Here is a 24,722-nt window from a genome sequence, read left to right on the forward strand (position 1 = left end):
GGACGGTGGCCGGGAGTGGGCCTGTGACGGGTCACCACGGCAGCGGCGCCGTTTGCGAGATGTCGAAGAAGCCGCCGCCGCTGTAGACGAGCGGAGCACGGTCGTCGTGGCGGGCGGAGACCACGCGGCCGGTGAAGACGGTGTGGCTGCCGGCTTCGAGCCGTTCCCCGATCTCCACCTCCAGCTGGGCGGCGGCCCCGTCGATCAGCGGAGCGCCGTGCCCGCCGGGGGCCCAGTCGAGGGTGGCGAACTTGTCGTCGCCCTTGCTCGCGAAGACCTTGGCGACGTCGAGCTGGTCCGCCGCGAGGATGCTGATGCCGATGTAACGGGAGCGGTGCAGCGCCGGGTGGGTGGACGAGCTGCGCTGGACGCAGACGAGGACCATCGGCGGGTCGAGCGAGATGCTGGAGAACGCGTTGACCGCCAGGCCGCGCGGCGTCCCGCCGTCGTCGGTGGTCACCACGGTGACGCCGGTGATGAACTTCCGGTGCACCCCGCGCACCAGGTCCGGGTCGACGGCGGCGGTGTGGCCCGTCGTGATGATGCCGAGGGCCTCAAGGAGCTGCCGGGAGTCGAAGGTCACCCGCTCCTCGGCGATCGCGTCACCGTCGAAGCGGGCGAACGTGGCACCGGAGACCTCGACCGGCCGGCCGGTGGGCGGAACGCCGAGGAAGGCGCCGGTGTGGTGGCCGGCGCTGCGCCAGCGGACGGCCACCCGGTCTCCGTCCTCGACCAGGTCCTCGATGTCGGTGTGCAGGTCGGGGAAGGCCTCCCGCACCGCGGTGATGCTCTCCTTGAACGTCCCGCGGTCCTGGGGAGTGCCCGCCGGACCACGGCGGCGCACGTACGAAGGGCTGAGGAGTCCGTCCAGGGCGTCGACCTCGCCCTGGTTCCACGCGGCGTGCCAAGCGGCACCGAGCCGTTCCCGCCGGTCCGTGTCGGCATGTGCCGAGGTCTGGTTGGTGCGGTCGAGCGTGTGACTCATCGCGATCCTCCTCGATCGACTCTTGTATGGCAGTGGACCGTAGGAACTTCTTGTACGCACTGTCAATGCCTTGCGTCGAATTCACTGACAGATGGCATCGGCACTAGAGAAGACACAGGTGGGAGCGATTCTTTCGGAACCCCTTCCGGGGGGCCCTTGACGCTCCCGAGGGTGACTCCTAGTCTCGCTGCCATGGCACAGCAACATGTAACAGGCCCCAGTGGCGCGGTGCGGGGCGGTGCGCCGTGCGCCCGGTGAGCGGCCTGCGCAAGGTGGTCACGACCGTCGACGAGGTCTTGCTCGAACTCGGCCGACCGGTCGTGACCCCGGTGCGCCGGGCCGCCGTCGCCGCGGTGATCGAGAATCCGTGGGCGGGCTGCGGCGTCGTCGACGATCTCCAGCCCGCCGTGGAGTCCGTCGCTCCCGACCTCGGCCGCCTGCTCGCCGGCCGCCTCATCGAGACGCTGGGCGGCGTGGACCGCGTCGAGTCCTTCGGCAAGGCGGCCGTGGTGGGGCTGGACGGGGAGATCGAGCACGGCGGTGCGCTGATCCATACGCCGTACTTCGGCAATGTCCTGCGGGAACTGGTCGACGGCAGCTCGATCATCGTCTTCAGCGACGATCGGCTGGCCGCCGGTGAACCGCTGACCGTGCCGGTGTGGCACAAGACCGCCGCCGCGACCCGCTCCCACTACCAGACCGTCCCGATCCGGGTGCCGGACGCGCCGCGTCCCGACGAGATCGTCGTGGTCGCCGCCGCAGCGTCCGGAGCACGGCCCAATGCCCGCATCGGAGACCGCCGCTCCGATCCCGTAGTCCGCCTCGCCGACCTGGAGAAAGCCCGATGAGCCAGCTCAAGCTCCGCAAGATCGTCACCTACACCGAGGACGTCCACAGCGAGGGCGGCCGGCCCGTCGAGCCGGCCGCGCGGACGGCGGTCGTGCTCGCCGTGATCGAGAACCCCTGGGCAGGCCAGGGTTTCGTCTCCGACCTGCTTCCCGGCATCGACGCCATCGCACCCCAACTCGGCGAGCTGCTCGCGCCGCGCGTCGTGGCGGCGCTCGGCGCGCCGGTCGAGGCGTACGGCAAGGCCGCCGTCGTCGGCCTGGACGGCGAGGTCGAGCACGGCAGCGGACTGATCCACACGCTGAAGTTCGGCGACCACTTCCGGCAGGCCGCCGAGGCCACCACACTGCTGCCGGCCGTGGAGAAGCGAGCCGGAGCCGGCGCCGTCTTCGACATTCCGCTGAAGCACATCACGGACGCCACCATCCGCTCGCACCACCAGACCTTCGAGGCACGGGTGCCGGACGGCCCCCGCGCCGACGAGATCGTCATCGGGCTCGCCGCGGCGGCACAGGGCCGTCCGCAGGCCCGCCTCGCGCCGCTGGCGAGCGAGCGGTAGGCCGTCCGCCCATGGCTTCCACGGAACCCACGGCTCCCGCGCACGAGCCGGACCCGCCGGGCGGGACCGCCGGTCGTGCCCGCGGCGGTCCGCCGCCCGTACCCGGCGGTCAGGACGGGCCGGCATCGGTGCCAAGGCCGGTCAGACGGACGGTGGTGCTGCTGCACGGCGTCGGGCTCGACCACACCATGTGGGAGCCTGTCACCGAACTGCTCGCCGACCGGTTCACCGTCCTCGCGCCCGACCTGCCCGGCCACGGCGGACGGCCGCCGGTCGACAGCGCGGTCACCCTCGCCGAGCTGGCCGCCGGGGTCGCCGACGCCATCCCGGCCGGCTCCCACCTGGTCGGCTTCTCGCTCGGCGCGCTGGTCGCCCAGCACCTCGCGCTGTACCGTCCCGAGCTGGCCGCGACGCTCACCTCGGTCAGCTCGGTCTGCCGCCGTAACGCACCGGAGCGGGCCTCCGTCGAGACCAGGCTGCACACCGCGGAGACCGACTACGCGGCGAGCACCGCGGCCTCCCTGGAACGCTGGTACGCGGGGACGGACGTGCCGCGCTCCGTGGTCGAGCGGACTGAAGCCACCCTGCGCGCCAACGACGTCGGCTCCTTCCTCGGCTGCTACCGGGTCTTCGCCACCGCCGACGCCGAACTGGCCCACCACCTGGGCGAGATCACCGCACCGGCCCTGGCCGTGACCGGCGGCGACGACCCCGGCTCCACCCCGGAGATGACGCACAGGCTGGCCAAGGCGCTGCCCTCGTGCCGCGCGGTGATCGTCCCCGGCGTGCGCCACATGCTGCCCGTCGAGCGTCCCGAGGCGCTTGTCCGGGTCCTCACCACGTTCATCGGAGAGAGCGCCCATGCCTGACCCCACCACCCCCACCATCTGGCAGCACTTCGTCGGCGGCAGCCCGCTGGAACCCGCGTCCGGCGAGTACTTCGACAGCACGGACCCCGCCACCCGCCGCACCCTGTACCGGGCGGCACGCGGCACCGCACCCGACGTCGACCGCGCGGTCACCGCCGCACAAAACGCCTTCGAGGACCCGCGCTGGCGCGACCTGAGCCAGACCCGCCGCGGCCACCTGCTGCGACGCCTGGGCGAACTCCTCGCCGAGCACGCGGACGAGCTGGCGCCGATGGAGTCCCGGGACAACGGCAAGCTGCTGCGCGAGATGCGCGGCCAGCTCGCCACACTGCCGGAGTACTACCACTACTACGCCGGCCTCGCGGACAAGATCCACGGCGCCACCATCCCGGCGTCCGATCCCCGGGTCCTCAACTACACGGTGCGGGAGCCGGTCGGTGTCGTCGGCGCGATCACGCCGTGGAACTCGCCTCTGACGCTGACCACCAGCAAGCTGGCGCCCGCGCTCTGCGCCGGCAACACCGTGGTGATCAAGCCGTCCGAGTACACCTCCGCCACCGGGCTGCGCCTGGCCGAGCTGGCCCTTGAGGCCGGCTTCCCGCCGGGTGTCGTCAACGTCGTCACCGGGTTCGGCCCGGAGGCCGGAGCGGCCCTGGTCGAGCACCCGAAGCTCGCGAAGATCTCCTTCACCGGCTCCACCGCCACGGGATCGCGCATCGCGGCGTCCGCCGCGAGCCGGTTCATCGGCTCCACCCTGGAGCTGGGCGGCAAGTCGCCGCAGCTCGTCTTCGAGGACGCCGACGTCGGCAACGCCGCCATGGGGGTCATCGCCGGTGTCTTCGCCGCCGCGGGACAGACCTGCATCGCCGGCAGCCGCGTCTTCGCCCACCGCTCCGTCTACGACGAGCTCCTTGAGCGGGTCTGCGAGCGCGCGAAGACCATCCGCATCGGAGACCCGCTGGACGAGGCGACCGAGTTGGGACCGCTGGCCTTCGAGGCCCAGCGCGACAAGGTCGCCGGCTACGTCGACCTCGGCCGCAGCGAGGGCGCGCGCGTCCTGACCGGCGGCGCACCCAGCGACGGCGGACTCGGCGGCTACTTCTACGAGCCGACCGTCCTGGTGGACGTCGACAACACGATGCGTGTCGTCCGCGAGGAGATCTTCGGTCCCGTCGTCGCCGTCATGCCCTTCGACACCGAGGAGGAGGCGGTGCGGCTGGCCAACGAGACCGAGTACGGCCTCGCCGCCGGCGTCTGGACCAGCAACCTGGCCCGCGCCCACCGCGTCGCGGGGCGCCTCGACGCCGGCACCGTGTGGGTCAACACCTACCGGGCCATGTCGCCGATGTCGCCGCGGCAGGGCTTCAAGAGCAGCGGCGTCGGCATCGAGCACGGCACCGAGTCGGTCAACGAGTACACGCGCCTGAAGAGCGTGTGGATCAACACGGCCGAGGAGCCGGTCGCCGACCCGTTCACGATGCGGAGCTGAGCCGCCATGCCGCACATCGCCGTCACGATCGGGCAGGGACGCTCGCCCGAGCAGCTGCGGACACTGCTGCATGAGGTGCACGCGGCCGTCCTGCGGTCGGTGGACACCCGGCCGGAACACGTCCGCATCGTCCTGCACGAGGTGCCCCGCACCCACTGGTCCACGGCCGGCACCACACTCGCCGAGTCGGACCAGAAGTCCATTCACCCCACTGAACCCGCAGATCACCCCACTGAGCCCGCCGAGTTCGCCGGAGAAAGGGAGCCGTCATGAGGTTTTCGCTGTTTGTGCACATGGAGCGCTGGGACGAGACCGTCAGCCACCGGCAGCTTTTCGAGAACCTCTCCGAACTGGCTCTGACGGCGGAGGCCGGCGGATTCAGCACGGTGTGGGTCGGCGAGCACCACGCCATGGAGTACACGATCGCCCCCAGCCCGATGCCGATCCTGGCCCACCTGGCCGCGATGACGACGACGATCCGGCTCGGCGCCGGCACGATCATCGCACCCTTCTGGCACCCGGTCCGGGCCGCAGGCGAGACCGCGCTCCTCGACGTCATCAGCAACGGCCGCATGGAGGTCGGCGTCGCCCGCGGCGCCTACCAGATCGAGTTCGACCGCCTCACCGACGGAGTCAAGGCCAGCGACGGCGGCAAGCACCTGCGCGAGCTGGTCCCCGCCGTGCGGGCGCTCTGGCAGGGCGACTACGCGCACGACGGTGAGGTCTGGCAGTTCCCGACCTCGACCAGCGTGCCGAAGCCGGTGCAGCAGCCAGCCCCGCCGATGTGGGTAGCGGCCCGCGACCCCTCCTCCCACGACTTCGCCGTCTCCCAGAGCTGCAACGTCATGGTCACCCCGCTGATGAAGGGCGACGAGGAGGTGGCCGCCCTCAAGGAGAAGTTCGACACTGCCGTGGCCAACCACCCGGAGGTGGCGCGTCCCGAGCTGATGGTGCTGCGCCACACCCACGTCCATCCCGCCGACGACCCCGAGGGCTGGCGTCCCGCGGCCGAGGGCATCAACCGGTTCTACCGCACCTTCGACGCCTGGTTCGGCAACAAGAAGACGCCCGAGAACGGCTTCCTCGAGCCGAGCCCGCAGGAGAAGTTCGCGGAGCGTCCCGAGTTCACCCCCGAGGCCCTGCACAAGACGGCCATGATCGGCACCCCGGAGGAGGTCGTCGAGCGGCTGCGCTGGTACGAGGAGCTGGGCGTCGACGAGTACAGCTTCTGGATCGACAACACCCTCTCCCACGAGGAGAAGCTGGCCTCGCTGAACCTGTTCATCAAGGAAGTCCTGCCGGCCTTCCGGTGAGCGCCCAGACGGCTCGACCCCACGCGGCACTCGGGGTTTCTTGCATGGCAGAAGCCATCTGGAGGGCGGGTATAGGCAGGTCGGAACCGAGATGTTGACGTTCGCGAACGTCTTCACTACCTTCTTGTACCATGCAAGAACCCACGGGGCGGCCGGTCAAGCGGCTGCCGAAGGCCAGCATGCAGGCGCGTGTCGCGGGCGAGCTGCGCGAGATGATCATCAGCGGTGAGCTGCCGCCTCGCTCCAGCCTCTCCGAGATGGCGCTGTCGGAGACCTTCGGCATCAGCCGCACCCCCATCCGCGAAGCCCTCAAGCAGCTCCAGACCGAGGGCCTGGTCGAGATCCGCCCGCGGGTCGGCACTTTCGTGGCGGTCCCTTCCCACCGGGACGTGGCGGAACTCTTCCAGATGAAGGAGCTTCTGGAGGGCGCCGCGGCCCGCCTCCTTGCGCTGCGCGGCCGGGTGCCCGAGACGGAACGCCTCCAGGCCGTCATGGCGGAGGCGGACGAGGCGACCCGGGCCGGAGACACCGACCGCTACGCCCGCCTGGTGCACGAGTTCCACGAGCTGATCGTGGTCGGCGCCGACAACGGCAAGCTGGAGGCGCACTACCGCACCCTCATGAACCAGCTCGCCTACGCCCGGCTGGTCCGCGTCACCCTCGCCCAGCCGGGCCGGATACACGAGTCCGACCACGAACACCACCAGGTCCTCGACCTGATCCGGGCCAAGGACGGCAACGGCGCCGAACGCATGATGCGCGAACACGTCCGCCGGTCCCACCAGGCCCTCCTGGCCGGCTGGGACGCCGAGGAGGACATCAAAACCCCCGGCACCCCCGCGCAAGCACCGGACAGCACGCACTGACGTCACCGGCCCAGCGCTCGGCGGGTTGTGGAGCAGACGCCGGGCAGCTAAGAGGGCGCTGCGCATCGAGTGGCGGAACTTCCCGATCCTCGGCGACGAGTCGCAGAACGCCGCCCGCGCTGCCTGGACGGCCGGCCGCCAGGGCCGGTTCTGGGCCTACCACGACGCGCTGTACGGGCACGCCCCGGCGAAGAAGAACACCGGCGCCTTCACCGCGGACGAGCTGGTGGCGCCGGCGTGAGGGGTTGGGCTGGTGGGCCACTGTGGTCGCGCCGGTGGCGAGCGCGAGGCGCTCGGCCCTGTCGAGATCCTCGACAGCGATGTCCAGGTGGAACTTCTTGGCGTGGCCGTCGGGCCACCGCGGCGGCCGGTAGTCGGGTACTCGGACGGTGACCAGCAGCAGTCTTCCGATTTCGACGGCGCAGAAGGCATCGGACTCGGTCGTAAGGGCTCCGCCGAGCATGGCAGCCCAGAATGCGGCGAGTGCCCGGGGGCCGGCGCAGTCCAGCGCTACGGACCCGAGCCGCCTTATGGATTCGGGTATTTCTGTACGTCATTCGTCGGGGGCGGTGGGGGACGCGCGCACCGGGCCGCCCCGGATCGGTGCGCGCGTGACGCGGTGCCGGTGCGGCGTCAGAGGTTGGCGTAGCCGGGGATGGACGCCTTGATGCGTTCCATCTCGCGTTCGTCGGAGATGCCCTGGAAGTCGTGGCGCGGGGTGTAGGGGGTCTCCAGGCGGCGGGCTTCCTCGTCGGTGAGGTCGATGTCGAGGGAGGCGACGGCGTCGTCGATCTGCTGGGCGGTGCGGGCGCCCACCAGGGGAGCGGCGACCACGGGGTTGCGGCGCAGCCAGGCCAGCGCGATCTGGGCGCGGGAGACGCCGCGCTGTTCTGCGATGGCGCCGAGGGCGTCGATGATCCGGCGGTCGCTGTCGGCGTTGGCCTTGTAGAGCAGGTCGGCGTAGGCGCCGTCGGTGGCCGCGCGCGTTCCGGTGGCGGCCTGGTCGAAGGGGCGGGCGAGGCGGCCTCGGGCCAGCGGGCTCCAGACCATGGTGGCGACGCCCCTGTCGGCGCACAGGGGGAGCATCTCGCGTTCCTCCTCGCGGGCGAGGAGGTTGTAGTGGTCCTGCATGGTGACGAAGCGTGCCCAGCTGTGCCGCTCCTGGAGGTGGAGGGCCTTGGCGAACTGCCAGGCGTGCATGGACGACGCGCCGAGGTAGCGGGCCTTTCCGGCCTTGACCACGTCGTTCAGCGCCTCCAGCGTCTCCTCCAGCGGGGTGGCGGGGTCCAGGCGGTGGATCATGTAGACGTCGACGTAGTCGGTGCCCAGGCGGCGCAGGCTGTTGTCGATCTCGGTCATGATCGCCTTGCGGGACAGGCCACTGCTGTTCGGGCTGCCGGGACGCATGGGGTGGCGGACCTTGGTGGTGATGACGACGTCGTCGCGGTTCGCGTAGTCCCTCAGCGCCCGGCCCAGGATCTCCTCGCTGGAGCCGTAGGAGTACATGTTCGCGGTGTCGAAGAAGTTGATGCCCGTCTCCAGCGCCTGCTTGACCAGCGGGCGGCTGGACTCCTCGTCCAGCGACCAGACCGGGTGGCCGCGGTCGGGCTCGCCGTAGGTCATGGCGCCGATGGCGACCGGGGAAACGTCCAGGCCGGTACGGCCGAGCTTGATGTAGCGCACGGGGAGGCTCCTACAATGGGTACGAAGCCAAGCGGAGAACTCTCCGCCGACTCGTTCGAGCCTACCGGAGAGTTCTCCGTTTCGCGATGGGGTCACTTACGGGCGCACCCGCCCACCGTCAGGAGGACACGATGACCGGTGCTCCGCAACAGCGCGCGGACGCCTTGAAGAACCGCGAGAAGATCCTTGAGGTCGCCCACGACGCCCTGGCCGAGTCCCCGGGCGCCTCACTCAACTCCATCGCCAAGCTGGCCGGCGTCGGCGCGGGCACGCTCTACCGGCACTTCCCCACCCGCGAGGCACTGGTCCTGGAGGTCTACCAGCATGACCTCGCACGCCTCACCTCCTCCGTGCCCGACGTCCTGGCCGACCACCCCCCGCTGGACGCGTTCCGCCGCTGGTTCACCACGCTCACCGCCTACGTCCGCATCAAGCACGACCTCGGCGAAGCCCTCCACTCAGCCGCCGCACGGGAGGTCATCAGCGCCTCCTGGCCTCCGGTCGCCACGGCCGTCCAGCAACTCCTCGACGCCTGCGAGCAGGCCGGCGACGTCCGCCCTGGCATCGACCCCGTCGACGTGATCATGTTGCTGAGCTGCCTGTGGCGTACCCCCAACACGCCCGACGGCACCGCCCAGGCCGCACGGCTCCTCGACCTCGCCATCGCCGGCCTGCGCTAGGCCCTCTCGTTTGGATCTTGTCGGGCTCGCGTGCCGCGGCACCGCACCTCGCACCCACTTCCGGGCCCTGACCCGCCTCCCGGACACCACCGCCTGCGCCGGCGTGACGGAGGGCGTGACTGTACTGGGCTTTGGTGGGAGCTTCGCCGGTATCTGCCTGGAGCAGCCGACTCGGACCGACAAACGGCAAGGTGCGCCACCGGTGTGATCCGGCGACCCGACCACATCGGGTCATTTATCGCCACCAGCGTGCAGCGAGTGGTCTCCTGAGCCGGTGTCACAGGCCGTTGTCTGCGCTGGAAGGACGCGTACGCCGGCATGGGCAGCCCCAGCCTCGGCGTGGCTCTGCCGCACACCGTCGCAGAGTCGGTGCGTGCGCCGGGTGACCGGTTGCTGCGGTACCGACTGTCGCTATCGCGGGACCGACGTGGGTTTGGCAGCCCGTTTGGGTGCTGTGGCCAGAACTGCCGCGCCGGTCGCGTGCCGGATGAGTGCGGTGGCAGCGTCGGTGATGTCCGTGCTCATGCCGGGACGGGAGAGTGCGGGCTGTGTGGTGTGAGGTGTGTCGAGGCCGTCCAACGCGGCGCCGACGTCACGGAGTTGCCCTGCCAGCAGGCGGAGGCCGTCAACGGTGTAGGGCAGGGGTGGAGACGCGTGGGGAGGGTGCACGGTCAGGGGTGCGCGCAGAAGGGCGGAGGCGTCAAGGACGGCAGCGAGTTCGGCCATCAGCTGTTGTGGCGGGCGTGGCTGGGTGGCGAGCCTCTTTCTTGAGGTCGCCAGGTGCTGTTCGGAGGCTTCGACGGCATCGCGCGTGTGGGCGCGTTCGGCCGGCGGCGGCCCGCCGGCGAGAGAGGCCACGCGGGCGAGGTAGCGCGCCTGCGCCATGAGTAGGTCCTCCAGGTGTCCCGGGACAAGAGTCTGCTCGCGGTGTGGCCACAGGAAGAGGGTCGCCAGGGCGGCAAGAGCGGCGCCCAGAACGTTGTTGGAGACGCGTTCCAGGGCGTCGATCCAGGTGGACCGGGTGTCCAGGGACAACAGCAGGAGCATGGCGGGTGAGGCGAAGATGGGCCACAGGCCGTAGTTGTAGCCGCGCAGAATCCGGGCGATTCCCGCGAACGCCACGGTGACGGCAGCGAGGAGCGGCACAGGCGGTGAAGAGGTGAAGATCAGCAGGGCGGCGGCGAGGCTGGAGCCCAGAATGATGCCGATGACGCGTTTGGCGGTACGGCTGGTCGTCTGCCCCCAAGTCGGCCGCAGGCAGCCGAAGATGCCCGCGAGGACCCACAGGCCGTGCGGAGTATGGAGTAGATCGATGGCGACAAAGGTGAGGGTGAAACAGACCGCGAGCCTCACGTTGTAGCGGAATTCCGGCGTGCGGTCGGTGACCGAGGCGCGCAGGCTCTCCCAGTACCGGCCCAACGCTCTGGCCCCGGGCCGGCGGTGTCCGTCGTGTACGGGCCGAGCTGGGTCCGGGCGGCCCGCGATGAAAGGGACGAGCAGCAGCAAGCTTGTCCACAGGCCGCCGACGGTGAACAGGAGAGCGTACGGGGCGCCCCCGACTCCCGCCAACCCCTGCACGGCGAACACCAGGGGGATGACCGGCGCCATGCCCGGCGTCTTGACCGGCACGATCACCAGGATGGCCAGTACGGTCAACGGGAGGTTGCCGCTCACCAGGGCGCCCAGTGCCGTGGCCGCCGCGCAGGCCAGCCACTGCGTGCCGATCTGCCGGACGCGCGTATGAAGGTCGCCTTGGGGTGGTAGCAGGACCAGCAGGTAGGCGCCGATGCCGGCCGCGACGCCGAGGGGCGCATGGCCCGATGCGATGCCGATTGACAAAGGGACACCCAAGGCCAGGACCATGCCCACGCCGAGGTGCCACGCGTACTGGCCCTCGCGGGCGAGGTAGAGGCCGGTGACCGTGCGGACGGTGTCCCGCGCCGCCCGGAGGGGTGTCCGTGCTGCCATGTCGCTTCCTTACGCCGTGCGCACGGCAGTCTCGAAGGCGGTGACGTCCATGACATCGGCCTGCGTGGGAAGCAGCGACCGCATCAGTGTGTCGTGCAGCTGCTGGTCGGGGTCGGCGCAGACGTCGCTGAGCACCAGGAGGCGGTAGTCCTTGTCGGCGGCGTCGCGGACGGTGGACAGGACGACGCCGCTGGTGAAAATGCCACCGAGCACCAGGGTGTCGATGCCCTGCTCGCGCAGCAGCGGGTCGAGTGAACCGCTGGAAAAGGCGCTGACGCGGGTCTTGGTGACGGTCAGCGCCTTCCGGTCCTGGCGGGATTCGCTCAGCGCCGGGTGCACCTCGTTCTCCGGTTCGCCGGCCGCCAGAGCGCCGGCCCGGGCCACGGGGGTGAAGGCCTTGTTGTGCGGCGGCACGGCTGCATGGTCTTCGGGGGTGAAGGCCACGCGGACGTGGATCTCGCGGATGTCCGCGTCCAGGGCGGCGCGCTGGGCGCGCTGGGCGGCGTCCAAGACGCGCTCGGGGTTGGGCAGGGCACCCAACAGGGAGTGCTGGAGGTCCATCAGGAGCAGGGCGGTGCGCTTGGGGATCAGGGCGGAGTCGGTCACGGCCGTTCCTTTCTTCGGGGCGTAAGGCCATAGTACAGCGCTGAATAATCCAGTACTGTATTTGATGTACTGGGTGCACGTGCGATCAACCGGCTCGGCCCGGAGAGCCGCGTGTGGTTCCCACGCTCAACCGCATCCGGAAAGCCGCCTCGGCCCGCTTGATGCCGACGCGGAGCGTGAGTCGGGTCTGCCTCTCAGCCACCTGGACGTCCTTGACGGCTGCGAGGCGGGTCCTGCAATGTCCTGTGCGGGACCCGGCCGGGGGAGGTCGCCCGCTCCGGGGTCACGTGGATCGCTGACATCGTCGGCCGCCTGGCGGTCGACGGAACGGGTGCGCGGTGAGACGCCCGCGGACGACCGGCACGGCTGACTGGTCGTGCTGACCGACGCAAGCCCGGCTCGGCCCGAGCGATCCAGATCCACCTGGGCCTGCGGCACACGCGAGGCCCCTCACCCTGCTTGAGGCCGGGGCCCGGACGCGGTGGCGGGGTGTGTTGAGGTGCGGGTGGTCACAACTGGAAAATTCACCACTGAAGCGTTCTGGGGTGTGATGTACAGCGCTACAGTAAATCCATGACGGACGATGGTTGGCTCACCCCGGAGGAGCTGCGCGTTTACCGGGCGTTCAACCGGTCGTGGCGGGTGGTGAGTGCCCGGATCGAGGACGACCTGCAGGCCGATGTGGGGCTGCCGCGCACCTACTTCGACGTGTTGTGGCGCCTGCGCCGCGCGCCGGGAGGGGCGATGCGGATGTCGGAGCTCGCGGCCGAGACGGACTCCAAGCCGAGCCGCATCACTCACGCGACCTCCCGTCTCGAGGCCATGGGCCTGTTGCGGCGCGAGGCCGTCGAAGGGGACAGGCGGGGTTACATGGCGGTGCTCACCGACAAAGGGCTCACCGCTGCCGAGGAGGCGGCCCCTCGATTCGCCCGCGCTGTGCGGGAGTACCTGCTGGACACGTTGTCACCCGCCATGCGTGAGCACATCACGGAGATCGGCGAGGCCCTGCTGCGGGAGACCGCCCCCGATCGCCTTCCCGACAGGCACTGAACGCTTCGGTCGCCCGGCGTGGCGCGCCGATGCCCGCCGGGGAGCCGGGGCGTCGCGGTGTCACCTCTTGCGCAGGGCTTCCTCGACCGCGCCGCGCGGGATGGCGTCTTCGCGCAATACGGCAGGGCCTGTCTCGGCGGAGAGGTCGACGATGGTGGACGGGATGTTTCCGCTCGGCCCGCCGTCGAGGTAGGTGTGGACTCGCTCCTTGAATTGGGCCCTTGCCTCTTCGAGCGTGGTCGCGGGCGGATGGCCTGTGACGTTGGCGCTCGACTGGGCGATGGGCCCTGCGGCGTGCAGCAGGGCGAGGGCCACGGGATCGGCGGGCATGCGGACCATGACCGTTCCACGGGTGTCGCCCAGGTTCCAGGCGAGGGAGGGGGCTGCGGGCAGGATGAGCGAGAGCGCTCCGGGCCAGAACGTTTCCGCCAGTCGCCGCGCGTCGGGTGTCAGGGAGGCGACCAGCGCCTCTGCGGTCACGAGGTCAGGTACCAGGACGGAGGCGGGCTTGTCCGCGCCGCGCTGTTTGGTGGACAGGAGGTCCTGCACGGCCTGCGGGGTGAAGGGGTCGGCGCCGATGGCGTAGACGGTGTCGGTGGGAAAGACGATCAGGTGCCCGGTCCGCAGAGCGTCAGTGGCGTGGGCGACACCGGCCGCTCTGGCTGTCTCGCTCCGGCAGTTGTGAACCCGCATGCGTTTTGCTCCTGTGCGCTCTTGTGCAACGGTGCTCGGTCGAGGGCCCCGCGTGCGCGATGCCCGGCCGTGCGACGAGTCGTTCGCCGGTTCGTCCGCCGGACCGGAGCAAGCGGCGGGGCGTTGGTGCGCGCCGACCCGCGCGACGCGATGGGCCCCTCTCGGGTTAGTGTCCTCGTTCCTGCCGGGCTGCCGCGTCCGATGCGGACTCGAAGCGGCCACGTCGAGGATGTCCGTCGTGCGCGGGCAGGGATGTGTCCTTCAGGGGCCGACGGAGCTCCGGGGTGGCGTCATCGCGGGCGCCGTCAGGGCGACATGGCCACGCCGCTGGTGAAGATGCCCGCGAGCAGCGAGGGCCCGAGCCCCATGAGCGGCAGGACCACTCGGCCGGTGATCAGAGAGTGTGATCAGGGAGTGTTTCTGGGTGGGCAAGGGTTTCCCTTCATTGCGGTGCGGACCCCGCGGCACCTGCGGCCTGCGCAGGAAGTTTACTCCAGCACTGAATAATTCCCCAGTGTAGTAACCTGCCATGCGTAGTCGCGAACCCGGGCGCCACGCCGACGGCTCAGTGATCGGGGCAGTCGGCCCTGGCAGGACGCGCCATCTGCCCACACCGGTACGGCCGCCGGGCGTCGGGGCCGACCCGGTGCGGGCGTGGGCCCGCCCCGGACGGAGCGCCTGATGCTGGGCAGTGTGAACCGGTGCGGGGCGGGGTTGAGGAACGTGTCGGGCTCCGTCGCCCCGGGGTTTGTGATCGTTTTGCCATTCGCCAGTACTTCCCTGGTCGCGGAGGCCCCACATGCGTGACGCAGTCATCGTCGAAGCCGTACGTACCCCCATCGGCAGGGGCAGGCCGAACGGCTCCCTCGCTGGTGTCCATCCCGTCGAACTCCTCGCCCACACACTGCGCGGCCTCGTCGAGCGTTCCGGCGTCGACCCGGCGCTGATCGACGATGTCATCGGCGGTACCGTCGACCAGGTCGGCGAGCAGGCCATGAACACCACTCGCTATGCCGTTCTGTCCGCGGGGTGGCCGGAGACGGTGCCGGCGACCACGGTCGACCGCCAGTGCGGCTCTTCCCAGCAGGCGGTGCACTTCGCGGCGCAGGGTGTGGTCTCCGGCGCCTACGACATGGCGGTCGCGTGCGGCGTCGAGTCGATGAGCCGCGTTCCGATGTGGTCGAACGTGCCCCCCGGCACGGACCCCTTCGGCCCGGGTATGGCCGAGCGGTACCCCGCCGGTCTCGTTCCCCAGGGCATCAGCGCCGAACTCATCGCCGCCAAGTACTCGCTCAGCCGTGAGCGGATGGACGCTTTCGCCGCTTCCTCGCACCACAAGACGGACGCCGCATGGTCGGCCGGGCTCTTCGACGCCGAAGTCGCAGCGCTCCAAGGAGTCTCGGGCGACGAGTGCGTACGGCCCGGCAGTACCACCGAGGGGCTCGCGGGGCTCAAGTCCGCCTTCTATGACCCAACTTTCGCCGAGCGGTTCCCGCAGATCGAGTGGAATGTCACCGCGGGCAACTCGAGTCCGCTCAACGACGGTGCCTCGGCCGTGCTGGTCACCACGAGCGAGAACGCGGCCCGGCTCGGCCTGCGCCCGCTCGCCCGGCTGCACAGCTTCGCCGTCACCGGCTCCGACCCGCTCCTGATGCTCACCGGTGTCGTGCCGGCCACCGAGAAGGTGCTGCGAAGGGCCGGTCTCGGCTTGGACGACATCGACCTGTTCGAGGTCAACGAGGCCTTCGCCTGCGTGGTGCTGGCCTGGTTGCGGGAGACCGGCGCCGATCCCGGCAGGCTCAACGTGCACGGCGGTGCCATCGCGCTCGGACACCCCCTCGGGGCCAGCGGCACGCGCCTGACGACCACGCTCGTCCACGCGATGCGCGAGCGCGGTGCGCGGTACGCCCTGCAGACGATGTGCGAGGCGGGCGGGCTCGCCAACGCGATGGTGCTCGAGTCGGTCTGAGCGGGCCCGGGCCGCCCCGCCACGGCGGAGCGGGATTCAGCGCATCACGCGGCTCGCGGTGGGCTTGCGGGTCGACTCGTCCAGCAGGGTGGCCAGGCGGCCCGCGGGGAGCGGGGCGCCCGCGTCCACGGGGCGCGCGCCGCGCACCGACCCGCTGGTGCGCAACTCCTCGCCCAGTTCGGCGACGGACCGCGCGAACGCCTCGGGGTCGCGGAAGTACGGCATGACGTACGGCGCCGTCTCGGGCTCGAAGCGCCAACTCTCCGCGAGCGGGCCCGCGTCGACGGTGTCGAAGCCCAGCCGGTCGATCAGTGCCGCGGCCTCGGCCTTCGCCTCGGGCGCATCGCCTGCGATCGGCAGGGCCGAGCGGTCGGCGGCGCCCGACGGCCGTGCGAGGGCCGCGATGTGCTGCTCGCCGATGCTGTTGAACGCCTTGACGACGTGTGCGCCGCGCAGATGCGCCTGGACGAGTTCGCTCGACGTGGTCCTGTCCGCGTCGAGTTCGGGGAAGTGCCCGTCGCGGAAGGGGTAGTAGTTGGTGGTGTCGAGCACGGTCCTGCCCGCCAGGGCGGCGGCGGGAAGCTGCCGGTAGGCGGCGAGAGGGACGCTCACCACGACCCAGTCGCCGACTCGCGCCGCCTCCTCGGGAGTTGCGCCCCCGGCCCGCTCGCCCAGCGCCGCGACGGTGTCCTTCAGGGTCTCGGGTCCGCGCGAGTTGGACATCACGACATCGATGCCCGCGGCGACGGCCAGCCGTGCGATCCGCGAGCCGATGTTGCCGCTGCCGATGAAACCGAGTGTGGGCATGAGGAGGGTCTCCTGATCTGACGGGCCTGCCGCCCGCAGAGGGCAGGCGGCTCGGCGGCGGTGTTCCGGCGGGAGCCGGAGCTCAAGCGGAGCAGCCGCTCCGATAAAGCTAACACAACCGGAGCGGCTGCTCCGGAAACGGCTTCCGCTGTATCCTGACGTGCATGCCCCCCGCCGACCAGCCCGCCGCGCGGCCCCCCAGGCGCCCCCGCCGCGACGCCGAGCGCAACCGCGACGCGATCGTCCGTGCGGCCCAGGCCGTCTTCGCCGAGCAGGGCGGCGGGGTCGACGTACGGGAGATCGCCCGGCGCAGCGGCGTCGGCATGGGGACCCTCTACCGCCACTTCCCGACCAAGGGGGACCTTCTCACCACGGTCCTGGAGCAGGAGTTCATCTCCTGGATCGCCGCGGCCGAGGAGTCGGCCGCCGCCGCCACGGACCCCTGGCAGGCCCTCACCGCCTTCTTCGAGCAGGCGCTCGGCCAACTCGCGCGCAACCGTGCCCTCGTCGAGGGCTATGCCGATGTGAGCGGCCCCTTCCCCGACTGCGCCCGGCGCCGGGCCGCCGTCATCGAGGACCTGCGCCTGCGCTGCCTGGCCGCGGGGCGGCTGCGCCCCGATGTCACCACCGACGACCTGATCCTGCTCAGCACGTCCCTGAGCCGGACCGTGCAGGCGGCCGACGACGCCCCCTGGCGCCGCCTGCTGCGCATCTCCCTCGACGGCCTCAGCAGCCGCAACACGGAGCCGCTGCCCGGTGGCCGCAGCACGGAGCCGCTGCCCGGCGGCCGCAGCACGGAGCCGCTGCCCGGCGGCCGCGACACGGAGCCGCTGCCCGGCCCGGTGGCCCCGGCTCCAGCCGCGGGGGAGGGCTGACGCCTACGGCGGCCATTCCGCCCACGCCCGGGGTCAGTTCGCGGGACCACCAGGCCACGGCGACGGTCTGCCGTCCGACCGCCCCGGACGGGCTGCACGACAGCCACGGCGCCGATGCGCGAACAGGGCGGCGGCCGTGTCATCCCGATCTCCGGCCTCGGCGGGCAGGCGGCCCTCGCTGCCTCCAGCGCCTGCCACGCGGCCAAGTGGGAGCTTGAGGGCTACAGCGAGAGCGTCAGCCACGAAGTGCCGGCCTCGGCATCCACGTCACCGTCCTGGAACCCGTGAAACCCGTGCCACCCGCGTCGGCTTCGCCTCGGCCGACCGCTGCACGGACGAGACCGCACCGGCTACCGCGAGACCCCCGTGGGGAGGGTGCGCCGCTGGGTGGCGACGGCCGGCGACAGTGTGTTCACCGGCGGGGCGGGCGGTGTGGTCGCCGCCCGTGCGGACCTACGTCCAGTCGATGACCTGGTCCAGCAAGTTGGGGTAGTTCTTCTCCAACTTGGAGACGTGGTCAGTCAGATGCTCCCGCATCAGGCGTTCGGCGTCGTATGCGGCACCGCTGCGGACGGCATCCTGGATGAGCTCGTGCGTGGGGCTCACTGTGCCGGCCAGGTCCTTGCGCACCCGCTCGATGCTCGACCTGTCGGTGAAGATGTCCTGCAGCGCCTCGGCGATGAGCAGGAGGATCGGGTCGTTGGACAGTCGGGCGACGTCGATATGGATGTTGTCGGCGCCCAGCAGGGTCTCGTGATCCACCTCGCCCCGTGCGACGCGCTCGGCCGCGAGCCGCGCCATGAACGGCTCAAGCCGCATGCGCGTCGACATCAAGTCGCCGAGGGTCAGTTGGAGGAGGTGGAAGTAGAGCGACGACGAGTTTGCGAACTGGTAGCTCGCGACCGCGTTGACGAGGGCCCCGCCGCCGGGACCCGGCTTCAGCGAGATGACGCCGTACATCTCCAGGATGCGCAGCGCCTCGCGAAGGGTCGGACGGCTGACGGGATAGCGCTTGAGGAGCTCGGCCTCCGACGGCAGACGGCTCAGGCCCTCCGCGGTGATGTCGCGCACGATTTCGCCTGCTACGAGACGAGCCGTCTTCTTCTTCACTCCACCACCATACTCGGCGGTGTATTCACGGTGGCGCACGGTGGGGGCACGGCCGCCGTGCCCACTGCCGAGCGGCATGCCAGGGCCGGCGGGGTGCAGCCCGGCGAGGCGCGGGAGCCAGGAGAGAGAGCCTGCCACGCGGTCCTCCCGCCGCACGGCGAGCGCCGCCCAGACCACGCCCGCGCACAGCCCGATCAGCAGGCCGAGCCCGGCGAGCACGGCGGGTGAGTGCGCCTCGGACCGGCCGACTTCCAGGACCGCCCAGTACGCCAGCGCACCCCACAGGACGCGCGGCCGGCCGATCGCCCGGCTCAGCCGCTGCCGTCCCGGTAGCAGAAGCAGCGCGTGGCGCAGGGATGCGGCCGAGAGGACAAGACCGAGGGCGGTGGCCCCGTACGTGAACACAACACCGAGAGGAACAAGACCACTGGCGTGCGCGACCGCCAGGGGAGCGGTGAGGAAGAGCACCAGGGTGACCGGTCCCCAGCGGAGAGGGCCTTCTGGGGCAGGTGACTCGACCATGGCGATCCTCGTAATGTCCGCGAGCACGACTCCGTCTTAGTTGTTTCATTTAAAGAGATTGAGTTCCGAGGCGTCAAGGGTGGCGCATGGCTCGGGGTGGTGCAGCCGTGGGTTCAGGTGGAAGCCCCCAGGTAGGCGTGGGCAGGGATGTCGATGCCCGGGTCGCGCAGGGCCGGTCACGCTCGTACGTCCAGAGCCGTTGACACGCTCGTAAGAATCCATTTAGATGAATTAACCGAAGGTCTCGTTGAGACCTCGTCGGCCCACCGCCGCGGCACCTCCGGCGGGGGGAGCCGGGCCCGACTTTCGATGGCGAAAGGGACAGCACGTGATGGTTTCCAGCAGCCCGTCCTCCGGCGTTTCGCGGACCGTGGAGAGGTAGGTCTCAGTGGGCAGCACAACATTCCTGGCCACCGGGGACTCGATCCTCACCCGCAGGCTGTCGCCGATCAAGCAGGACGGCTTCACCGGCCTGACGGACCTGATCCGCGGCGCCGACGTGGCGTACACCAACGTCGAGATGGTGTTCCCGGGGCCAGGTCGGATGCCGGCGACCACGTATCACGGGTCGCATCTCGGGGTCGATCCCGAACTGCTGGACGAGCTGCCCTGGATGGGCTTCGACGTCTACGGCATGGCCAACAACCACGCCGTGGACTACGGCACGAACGGCCTCGCCGCCTCCATCGAGGAGATGAGGGCCCGCCGTATGCCCTTCGCCGGCGTCGGCAAGACGCTGCGGGACGCGCGGAAGCCCGTGTACGTGCAGACGGCCGGGGCACGCGTGGCGCTGATCTCCGCGGGCTCCAGCAACTCAAGGCTCGCGGCGGCGGCGGACCCGGGCGACGGGGACGTCGGCCGGCCGGGGATCTCGCCCATCCGGCTCCAGAGGACGCACTTCATCCGCAGGGACAAGTTCGACGCGTTCCGGGAGACGGTCGCCGAGGCCGGGGTGGACACCCACCCCAAGGGCACGACGGCGGCCGGCATCTTCCTGCCATACCCGGACCGCAACATGTGGGACGGCCCGCCGCCCGGCGGATTCGCGGTGGAGGGCGTGCACTTCGCGCCCGACGACACCTCGCACATCGTGACGGCGGCGCTGCGGCGTGACATCGACGCGCTGGTCGAGGCGGTGGACGAGGCGCGCAGGCAGGCCGACCTGGTGTTCGTGGCGCTCCACTGCCACGAGGGCGTCGACGGCCGCTGGAACAGCGACACCCCGGCCGAGTTCCTGCGGCCGCTCGCCCACGCGCTGATCGACGCGGGCGCGCACGGCGTGATCGGCAGTGGTCCGCACATGCTGCGCGGCGCCGAGCTCTACCGGGGCAGGCCGATCTGCTACTCCCTCGGCAACTTCATCTTCACCTTGGAGACCACCGACTCCTTCCCGCCCGAGGTCTACCAGCAGGCGGGCATGGCGAAGGAGTCCACCGCCTCCGACTTCTACGACCGGATCACCGGCTACGGCGAGGAGAAGCGGTTCTGGCAGACCGTCGTGCCCCGCTTCCGGTTCACCGACGGTGAGCTCGTCTCGTCCGAGCTGCTGCCGGTGACCCTCGGCTACGGGCAGTCGCGCGGCCGGCGCGGCCTTCCCGTCCTCGCCGACGAGACGGACGGGCGGGAAATCCTCGATCTGGTGGGCGAGTTGTCGAAGCCGTTCGACACCCGGGTCGAAGTGGCCCAGCAGGACGGCCGCGTGGTGGGCCGGCTCGTCGAGGGCTCCTGACCGCAAGGGCCGCACTCCGCACACAGACAGGGAGAGTGAACACCATGACCACAGCACAGACCCGCCCGGCCCCGCTGGGCAGCCGGCCAGGTCAGGTGGACGTTCAGGTCATCGACACCGACGTCCATGTCGAACCGCGCTCGTTCGAGGAGTTGATCTCCTATCTCGACGCGCCGTGGCGGACCCGTTCGGTCATCGAGCGCGTTCCGTTCGCCCGCTCGACGTACAAGACCCTGGACGGCGGCGGCCGCAAGGACGCCGTCCCCGACGAGGGCGACATCGGTTCCGACCCCGAGATGGTGGGGCGTCAGCTGTTCGTCGACGACCCGATCGACTACGCCCTCCTGCTGCCGTGGAGCTTTCGCGGCTTCACCGTCGACCCGGCCCTCGACACCGCGCTCGCCGCTGCGGTGAACCGGTGGCAGTCCGAGACGTGGCTCTCCGAGTACAACACGGAGAACCGCTACGTCGGCTCCATCACCATCGCCATCGACGACCCGGTCTCGGCCGCCGCCGAGATCGAGAAGTGGGCCGGGCACCCCGGCTTCCGTCAGGTCATGATCGGCCACTACGGGCTCCGCCCCTTCGGCCACCGGATGTACGACCCGATCTGGAAGGCCGCCGCGAAGCACCACCTCCCCGTCGGCGTGCACTTCCGGGGCGGCGCCACCCAGCCCCTGGGCTGGACCTCCACCGGACCGCTGCAGTACTTCGTGGAGTACCACTCCCTGATCGCGCCGATGGCGTACGCGGCGCACCTCGGCAGCTGGATCTGCAACGGTGTCATGGACCGCTACCCGGACCTCAAGGTGCTGTTCATCGAGGGCGGCTTCCTCTGGTACAAGCCGATCATCGACCGGCTGGAGCGGCAGTGGAAGCACACCGCGAAGGAGCTGGACTGCCGCAAGACGCCGTACGAGTACGTGCGCGACCACTTCCGCTGGGCCTCCCAGCCCATCGAGGAGTCGACCGACCCGCGCCAGATCGCCGCACTCTTCGACGAGGCCAACGCACGCGAGCTGCTGCTCTTCTCCAGCGACTACCCGCACTACGACTACGACCCGCCGAGCAAGGCGCTGCCGCGCGGCCTGAGCGAGGAGACGAGGAAGCGCATCTTGTCAGGGAACGCGCGCGAGCTCTACGGCCTGCCCGCCACCCGGCCGGCCGACCGCTTCGACGACATGGCGGGCCGGCTGTGATCATCGACTGCGCCGTCCACCCCGTCCTGCCCAACGAGGAGTTCAACCGCGAGGTCGGCGGGCCGTGGAACCTGCTCGCCCTGCCGAGCCTCTACGGCGACCGGTACGCGGCACCGTTCGACCAGCTGGCCGTGGACGAGGCCGAGGCGGCGAGCCCCGCGGCGATCGCCGACCGGCTCCTGAACGGCGCCGGGGCCGACTACGCCGTGCTCGCTCCCACGGCACGCGGCTACTGGCCCAACCCGCAGCAGGCGGCGGCGGTTTCGAGCGCTGCGAACCGGATGACGGCGAAGCTGCTCGACACCCCCGAGGCCGACGGCAGGTTCCTCGGCTCCATCCGCCTGTCGATGAACGACACCGACACGGCCCTGCGCGAGATCGACCGCTGGGCCGACGACGACAGGTTCGTGCAGCTCGTCGTCCCGGCGCGGGCCCTTGCCACCTACGGCGAGCAGCGGTTCTTCCCCATCTGGCGGGCCGCGGTCGAGCGGGGCCTCGTGGTGTTCGTCCACGACGACCTGGGCATGCTGGTGGAGCCGCCCCCCACGCAGGTCGGCTTCCCGAGCTTCTTCTCGGAGGTGCACGCTCTCCGGCCGCTGTCGGGCATCACCCACCTCACCAGCTTCATCGTCGCCGGTGTCTTCGAGCGCCTGCCCGAGCTCCGCGTCGTGTTCGGTGACGTGAGCGTGCACGCGGCGCGGTCGCTCGCGATCAGGACGGACAAGGACTGGCAGTCCGACCGCCTGGAGGTCCCGTGGGTGAGCGGGGCACCGACGAGCTACCTGCAACGGCACGTCCGCTTCATCACCCAGCCCGAGGACACCGTCTCCCCGCACAGCGCCCGTGCCGCGGGCTCCGTCGGCGGGGACAACTCCTCGCTGGTGATGTACGGCAGCCGCCACCCCTACTGGGACGGGGTGGGCACCGACGAGGTGTTCCCCGACTGGTCCGCGCAGGACCGGGACCGCGTCCTGGCCGGCAACGCGGCGGAGTTCTACCCGCGGCTCGCGGCGCGTATCGCCGCCGCGCCGAGCGCATGACACCGACACGGCGGAAGACCCGGAAGACGAGGTAGAGCACATGCGGTTTGTAGTGGGCGCGGCGGCCGACCTGCCGCCCGGCTCGTCGAGGATCGTGTACCCGGACAAGGTCAAGAGCGGTGTCGGTGTGTTCAACATCGACGGTGAGTACTACGCGCTCAAGAACACCTGTCCCCACATGGGCGGCCCACTCTGCAAGGGCCGGGTGCGCGGTACGTCCGAGGCCGCGGCGAACGCCGAGGGCCAGCCCGAGATGCGGTGGGTGCGCCAGGGCGAGATCGTCTCCTGCCCCTGGCACCACTGGGAGTTCGACATCAAGTCCGGACGGACGATCTTCACGTCCCGGCAGAAGGTGCGGGGCTACCCCGTCGAGGTGGTGCCCGCCGATGTCCTCCAGCGCCTGAAGGAGGGCGTGGAGACCGTCCCCGTCTCGGTCGAGGGCGCCACGGTCGTCATCGACGTATGACCCTCGCCCCCGGTGCGGCGCCCGGCGCCGCCGCCACGACGGCAGCGCCCCAGTTCACCAAGGAGTACCGATGCCTGAAAGCGACCTCGAACTCGTGGTCACGGGCACAGAGTCCGTGGCCAAGGGAATCCTCGGGATCACCCTCGCGTCTCCGGACGGAGCCGAGCTTCCGGCCTGGACCCCCGGAGCGCACATCGACCTCCGCTTCACCTCCAGGGGCACGGAGTTCGTGCGGCAGTACTCGCTCTGCGGCAGGCCCGAGGACCGGCGGCAGTGGCAGATCGCCGTGCTGCACGTGCCCGACGGCCGCGGTGGTTCGATCCACATCCACGAGGCCTTCGCCGAGGGAAGCGCGGTCCGTGTCGCGGGACCGCGCAACACCTTCACCCTGGTGCCGGCGGGCAGCTACCTGTTCATCGCAGGCGGCATCGGCATCACCCCCGTACTGCCGATGATCAGGGAGGCCGCCGCGACGGGCGCGGACTGGCGGCTCGTGTACTGCGGCCGCTCCGTCGACTCCATGGCCTTCATCGACGACGTGCTCGCGCTGGGCTCGGAGAAGGTGCTGGTCCAGGCGAGCGGGGTGGCGGGCCGGGCCGATCTGGCCGCCCACATCGACCGGGCGGACCCGGAGGCCGAGGTCTACTGCTGCGGGCCCGCTCCCATGCTTGACGCGGTCGAGGAACACTGCGCGTCCCGGCCCACGAACCGGCTCCACACGGAGCGGTTCTCCCGCAGGCAGGACGCGCAGGAGGGGGAGGCCACCGCCTTCGAGGTGGAGTTCGCCCGCTCCGGCGTCGCGGTGACCGTCCCCGCCGACCGGTCCATCCTCGACATGGCGGAGGAGGCGGGTGTCGACATCGAGTCGTCCTGCCAGGAGGGCATCTGCGGCACGTGCGAGACGGCGGTGGTCGCGGGCGTCCCCGACCACCGCGACGAGGTGCTCAGCGAGGAGGAGCGCGCCGGGGGCCGCACCATGATGGTGTGTGTATCCCGGTCGTGCTCGGCCCGCCTCGTCCTTGACGCGTGACGCGCCCTTGGAGCATCGATGGCTCTTGAACATCCCTTCAGAACAGTGCAGTTGATGGAAACCCACAAGTGAGGAGTTGATCGCGATGACCTCCGCAGCCCCCAGGACGGATGAGTCGGCGGAGCACGGCGACCGCCCGCGCCACCAGCAGGTCCTGCAGGAGCGCGGCCCGGCGACCGGGCGGATCTCCGGCATCAACCACCTGGTGATGTTCGCCAAGGACATGGACGAGGGGGTGCGGTTCTACCGTGACGTCCTCGGCCTGCGCGTGGTGCGGACCATGAGCTTTAGAAGTCATCTCATTTGGTGAGGCGTCGGTAGCAGATGAGAGTTGCGGCGATGCCTGCGAAGGCGAGGAAGTGTTCTGC

26 protein-coding genes and 1 pseudogene are annotated in these 24,722 nt (G+C 70.5%); 19 read left to right on the plus strand and 8 right to left on the minus strand.

Annotation, left to right across the window (positions count from 1 at the left end; translation table 11 throughout):
* Nucleotides 1–31 precede the first annotated feature (31 nt).
* Complete coding sequence (locus LCE31_RS05445; protein ID WP_225012818.1) at nucleotides 32–985, minus strand: flavin reductase; 954 nt, start codon at nucleotides 983–985, stop codon at nucleotides 32–34.
* A 254-nt stretch (nucleotides 986–1,239) separates the two neighbouring features.
* On the opposite strand from LCE31_RS05445, the gene LCE31_RS05450 reads away from it, so the two are divergent.
* The 8 genes from LCE31_RS05450 to LCE31_RS05485 all read left to right on the plus strand — a co-directional run bounded on the left by LCE31_RS05450 (nucleotide 1,240) and on the right by LCE31_RS05485 (nucleotide 7,168).
* The gene (locus tag LCE31_RS05450; protein ID WP_225012819.1) at nucleotides 1,240–1,833 is read left to right on the plus strand and encodes an amino acid synthesis family protein; all 594 of its coding nucleotides are present in this window, start codon (nucleotides 1,240–1,242) and stop codon (nucleotides 1,831–1,833) included.
* Nucleotides 1,830–2,390 carry an amino acid synthesis family protein gene (locus LCE31_RS05455; protein WP_225012820.1) on the plus strand — a complete coding sequence of 187 codons (561 nt, stop codon included), beginning with the start codon at nucleotides 1,830–1,832 and terminating at the stop codon, nucleotides 2,388–2,390. Before LCE31_RS05450 ends, LCE31_RS05455 begins: the two co-directional genes overlap by 4 nt.
* Nucleotides 2,391–2,518: 128 nt before the next feature.
* Nucleotides 2,519–3,259, plus strand: coding sequence for an alpha/beta fold hydrolase (locus LCE31_RS05460; RefSeq protein ID WP_225012821.1), 741 nt, complete (start codon nucleotides 2,519–2,521; stop codon nucleotides 3,257–3,259).
* Nucleotides 3,252–4,748: an aldehyde dehydrogenase gene (locus LCE31_RS05465; RefSeq protein WP_225012822.1), complete on the plus strand. Its 1,497-nt coding sequence runs from the start codon at nucleotides 3,252–3,254 to the stop codon at nucleotides 4,746–4,748. The genes LCE31_RS05460 and LCE31_RS05465 overlap by 8 nt, the downstream gene beginning before the upstream one ends.
* Nucleotides 4,749–4,754: 6 nt before the next feature.
* Nucleotides 4,755–5,021 carry a tautomerase family protein gene (locus tag LCE31_RS05470; protein ID WP_225012823.1) on the plus strand — a complete coding sequence of 89 codons (267 nt, stop codon included), beginning with the start codon at nucleotides 4,755–4,757 and terminating at the stop codon, nucleotides 5,019–5,021.
* The gene (locus LCE31_RS05475; protein ID WP_225012824.1) at nucleotides 5,018–6,061 is read left to right on the plus strand and encodes an LLM class flavin-dependent oxidoreductase; all 1,044 of its coding nucleotides are present in this window, start codon (nucleotides 5,018–5,020) and stop codon (nucleotides 6,059–6,061) included. The genes LCE31_RS05470 and LCE31_RS05475 overlap by 4 nt, the downstream gene beginning before the upstream one ends.
* 131 nt (nucleotides 6,062–6,192) lie before the next feature.
* Nucleotides 6,193–6,927, plus strand: a complete 735-nt coding sequence (locus LCE31_RS05480) for a GntR family transcriptional regulator (RefSeq protein WP_225012825.1) — start codon at nucleotides 6,193–6,195, stop codon at nucleotides 6,925–6,927.
* A gap of 25 nt (nucleotides 6,928–6,952) precedes the next feature.
* Nucleotides 6,953–7,168, plus strand: coding sequence for a DsbA family protein (locus LCE31_RS05485; RefSeq protein ID WP_374118411.1), 216 nt, complete (start codon nucleotides 6,953–6,955; stop codon nucleotides 7,166–7,168).
* Between the two features lie 54 nt (nucleotides 7,169–7,222).
* On the opposite strand, the pseudogene LCE31_RS41150 reads toward LCE31_RS05485, so the two are convergent.
* Nucleotides 7,223–7,390: pseudogene (locus LCE31_RS41150) on the minus strand (VOC family protein); the annotation flags it as partial.
* Nucleotides 7,391–7,560: 170 nt separating this feature from the next.
* Entirely contained in the window at nucleotides 7,561–8,610 is a 1,050-nt protein-coding gene (locus LCE31_RS05495; protein ID WP_225012826.1) for an aldo/keto reductase, read from the minus strand.
* A gap of 131 nt (nucleotides 8,611–8,741) precedes the next feature.
* Here LCE31_RS05495 and LCE31_RS05500 point away from each other — a divergent pair, with 131 nt between their 5' ends.
* Complete coding sequence (locus LCE31_RS05500) at nucleotides 8,742–9,290, plus strand: TetR/AcrR family transcriptional regulator (protein WP_225012827.1); 549 nt, start codon at nucleotides 8,742–8,744, stop codon at nucleotides 9,288–9,290.
* A gap of 411 nt (nucleotides 9,291–9,701) precedes the next feature.
* Here LCE31_RS05500 and LCE31_RS05505 read toward each other — a convergent pair whose 3' ends face one another.
* Nucleotides 9,702–11,258 (minus strand): FUSC family protein, encoded by a 1,557-nt coding sequence (locus LCE31_RS05505; RefSeq protein ID WP_225012828.1) that lies wholly within the window; start codon nucleotides 11,256–11,258, stop codon nucleotides 9,702–9,704.
* A gap of 9 nt (nucleotides 11,259–11,267) precedes the next feature.
* On the minus strand, nucleotides 11,268–11,864 hold the full coding sequence (locus tag LCE31_RS05510; RefSeq protein WP_225012829.1) for a cysteine hydrolase family protein: 597 nt from the start codon (nucleotides 11,862–11,864) through the stop codon (nucleotides 11,268–11,270).
* A 573-nt stretch (nucleotides 11,865–12,437) separates the two neighbouring features.
* Between LCE31_RS05510 and LCE31_RS05515 the strand changes: the two genes are divergently transcribed.
* Nucleotides 12,438–12,914: a MarR family winged helix-turn-helix transcriptional regulator gene (locus tag LCE31_RS05515; protein ID WP_225012830.1), complete on the plus strand. Its 477-nt coding sequence runs from the start codon at nucleotides 12,438–12,440 to the stop codon at nucleotides 12,912–12,914.
* Nucleotides 12,915–12,974: 60 nt separating this feature from the next.
* Here the strand turns inward: LCE31_RS05515 and LCE31_RS05520 are convergent, their stop codons facing one another.
* Nucleotides 12,975–13,607, minus strand: a complete 633-nt coding sequence (locus LCE31_RS05520) for an L-threonylcarbamoyladenylate synthase (protein WP_225012831.1) — start codon at nucleotides 13,605–13,607, stop codon at nucleotides 12,975–12,977.
* Between the two features lie 799 nt (nucleotides 13,608–14,406).
* Here LCE31_RS05520 and LCE31_RS05525 point away from each other — a divergent pair.
* Nucleotides 14,407–15,576: a thiolase family protein gene (locus LCE31_RS05525; protein ID WP_225012832.1), complete on the plus strand. Its 1,170-nt coding sequence runs from the start codon at nucleotides 14,407–14,409 to the stop codon at nucleotides 15,574–15,576.
* 36 nt (nucleotides 15,577–15,612) lie between these two features.
* On the opposite strand, the gene LCE31_RS05530 is transcribed toward LCE31_RS05525, so the two are convergent.
* Nucleotides 15,613–16,383 (minus strand): NADPH-dependent F420 reductase, encoded by a 771-nt coding sequence (locus LCE31_RS05530; protein WP_225012833.1) that lies wholly within the window; start codon nucleotides 16,381–16,383, stop codon nucleotides 15,613–15,615.
* 164 nt (nucleotides 16,384–16,547) lie between these two features.
* Here LCE31_RS05530 and LCE31_RS05535 point away from each other — a divergent pair, with 164 nt between their 5' ends.
* Nucleotides 16,548–17,258: a TetR/AcrR family transcriptional regulator gene (locus LCE31_RS05535; protein WP_225012834.1), complete on the plus strand. Its 711-nt coding sequence runs from the start codon at nucleotides 16,548–16,550 to the stop codon at nucleotides 17,256–17,258.
* 114 nt (nucleotides 17,259–17,372) lie between these two features.
* Entirely contained in the window at nucleotides 17,373–17,546 is a 174-nt protein-coding gene (locus tag LCE31_RS05540; RefSeq protein ID WP_225012835.1) for a hypothetical protein, read from the plus strand.
* A gap of 165 nt (nucleotides 17,547–17,711) precedes the next feature.
* Here LCE31_RS05540 and LCE31_RS40770 read toward each other — a convergent pair whose 3' ends face one another.
* Nucleotides 17,712–18,917: a FadR/GntR family transcriptional regulator gene (locus LCE31_RS40770; RefSeq protein ID WP_225012836.1), complete on the minus strand. Its 1,206-nt coding sequence runs from the start codon at nucleotides 18,915–18,917 to the stop codon at nucleotides 17,712–17,714.
* A gap of 361 nt (nucleotides 18,918–19,278) precedes the next feature.
* Here LCE31_RS40770 and LCE31_RS05550 point away from each other — a divergent pair, with 361 nt between their 5' ends.
* From LCE31_RS05550 to LCE31_RS05575, 6 genes are all read left to right on the plus strand, one after another.
* Nucleotides 19,279–20,619, plus strand: a complete 1,341-nt coding sequence (locus LCE31_RS05550; protein ID WP_225012837.1) for a CapA family protein — start codon at nucleotides 19,279–19,281, stop codon at nucleotides 20,617–20,619.
* Nucleotides 20,620–20,663: 44 nt separating this feature from the next.
* Nucleotides 20,664–21,818 (plus strand): amidohydrolase family protein, encoded by a 1,155-nt coding sequence (locus LCE31_RS05555; RefSeq protein WP_225012838.1) that lies wholly within the window; start codon nucleotides 20,664–20,666, stop codon nucleotides 21,816–21,818.
* Entirely contained in the window at nucleotides 21,815–22,858 is a 1,044-nt protein-coding gene (locus LCE31_RS05560) for an amidohydrolase family protein (protein ID WP_225012839.1), read from the plus strand. The genes LCE31_RS05555 and LCE31_RS05560 overlap by 4 nt, the downstream gene beginning before the upstream one ends.
* A 40-nt stretch (nucleotides 22,859–22,898) precedes the next feature.
* The gene (locus tag LCE31_RS05565) at nucleotides 22,899–23,324 is read left to right on the plus strand and encodes a Rieske (2Fe-2S) protein (RefSeq protein ID WP_225012840.1); all 426 of its coding nucleotides are present in this window, start codon (nucleotides 22,899–22,901) and stop codon (nucleotides 23,322–23,324) included.
* Between the two features lie 70 nt (nucleotides 23,325–23,394).
* Nucleotides 23,395–24,354, plus strand: a complete 960-nt coding sequence (locus LCE31_RS05570; protein WP_225012841.1) for a PDR/VanB family oxidoreductase — start codon at nucleotides 23,395–23,397, stop codon at nucleotides 24,352–24,354.
* 85 nt (nucleotides 24,355–24,439) lie between these two features.
* A complete protein-coding gene (locus tag LCE31_RS05575) occupies nucleotides 24,440–24,664 on the plus strand; it encodes a VOC family protein (protein ID WP_225012842.1) in 225 nt (74 codons plus the stop codon).
* The last annotated feature ends 58 nt before the right edge of the window (nucleotides 24,665–24,722 follow it).

This window comes from Streptomyces sp. 8L (assembly GCF_020176795.1).
Lineage (GTDB): Bacteria > Actinomycetota > Actinomycetes > Streptomycetales > Streptomycetaceae > Streptomyces.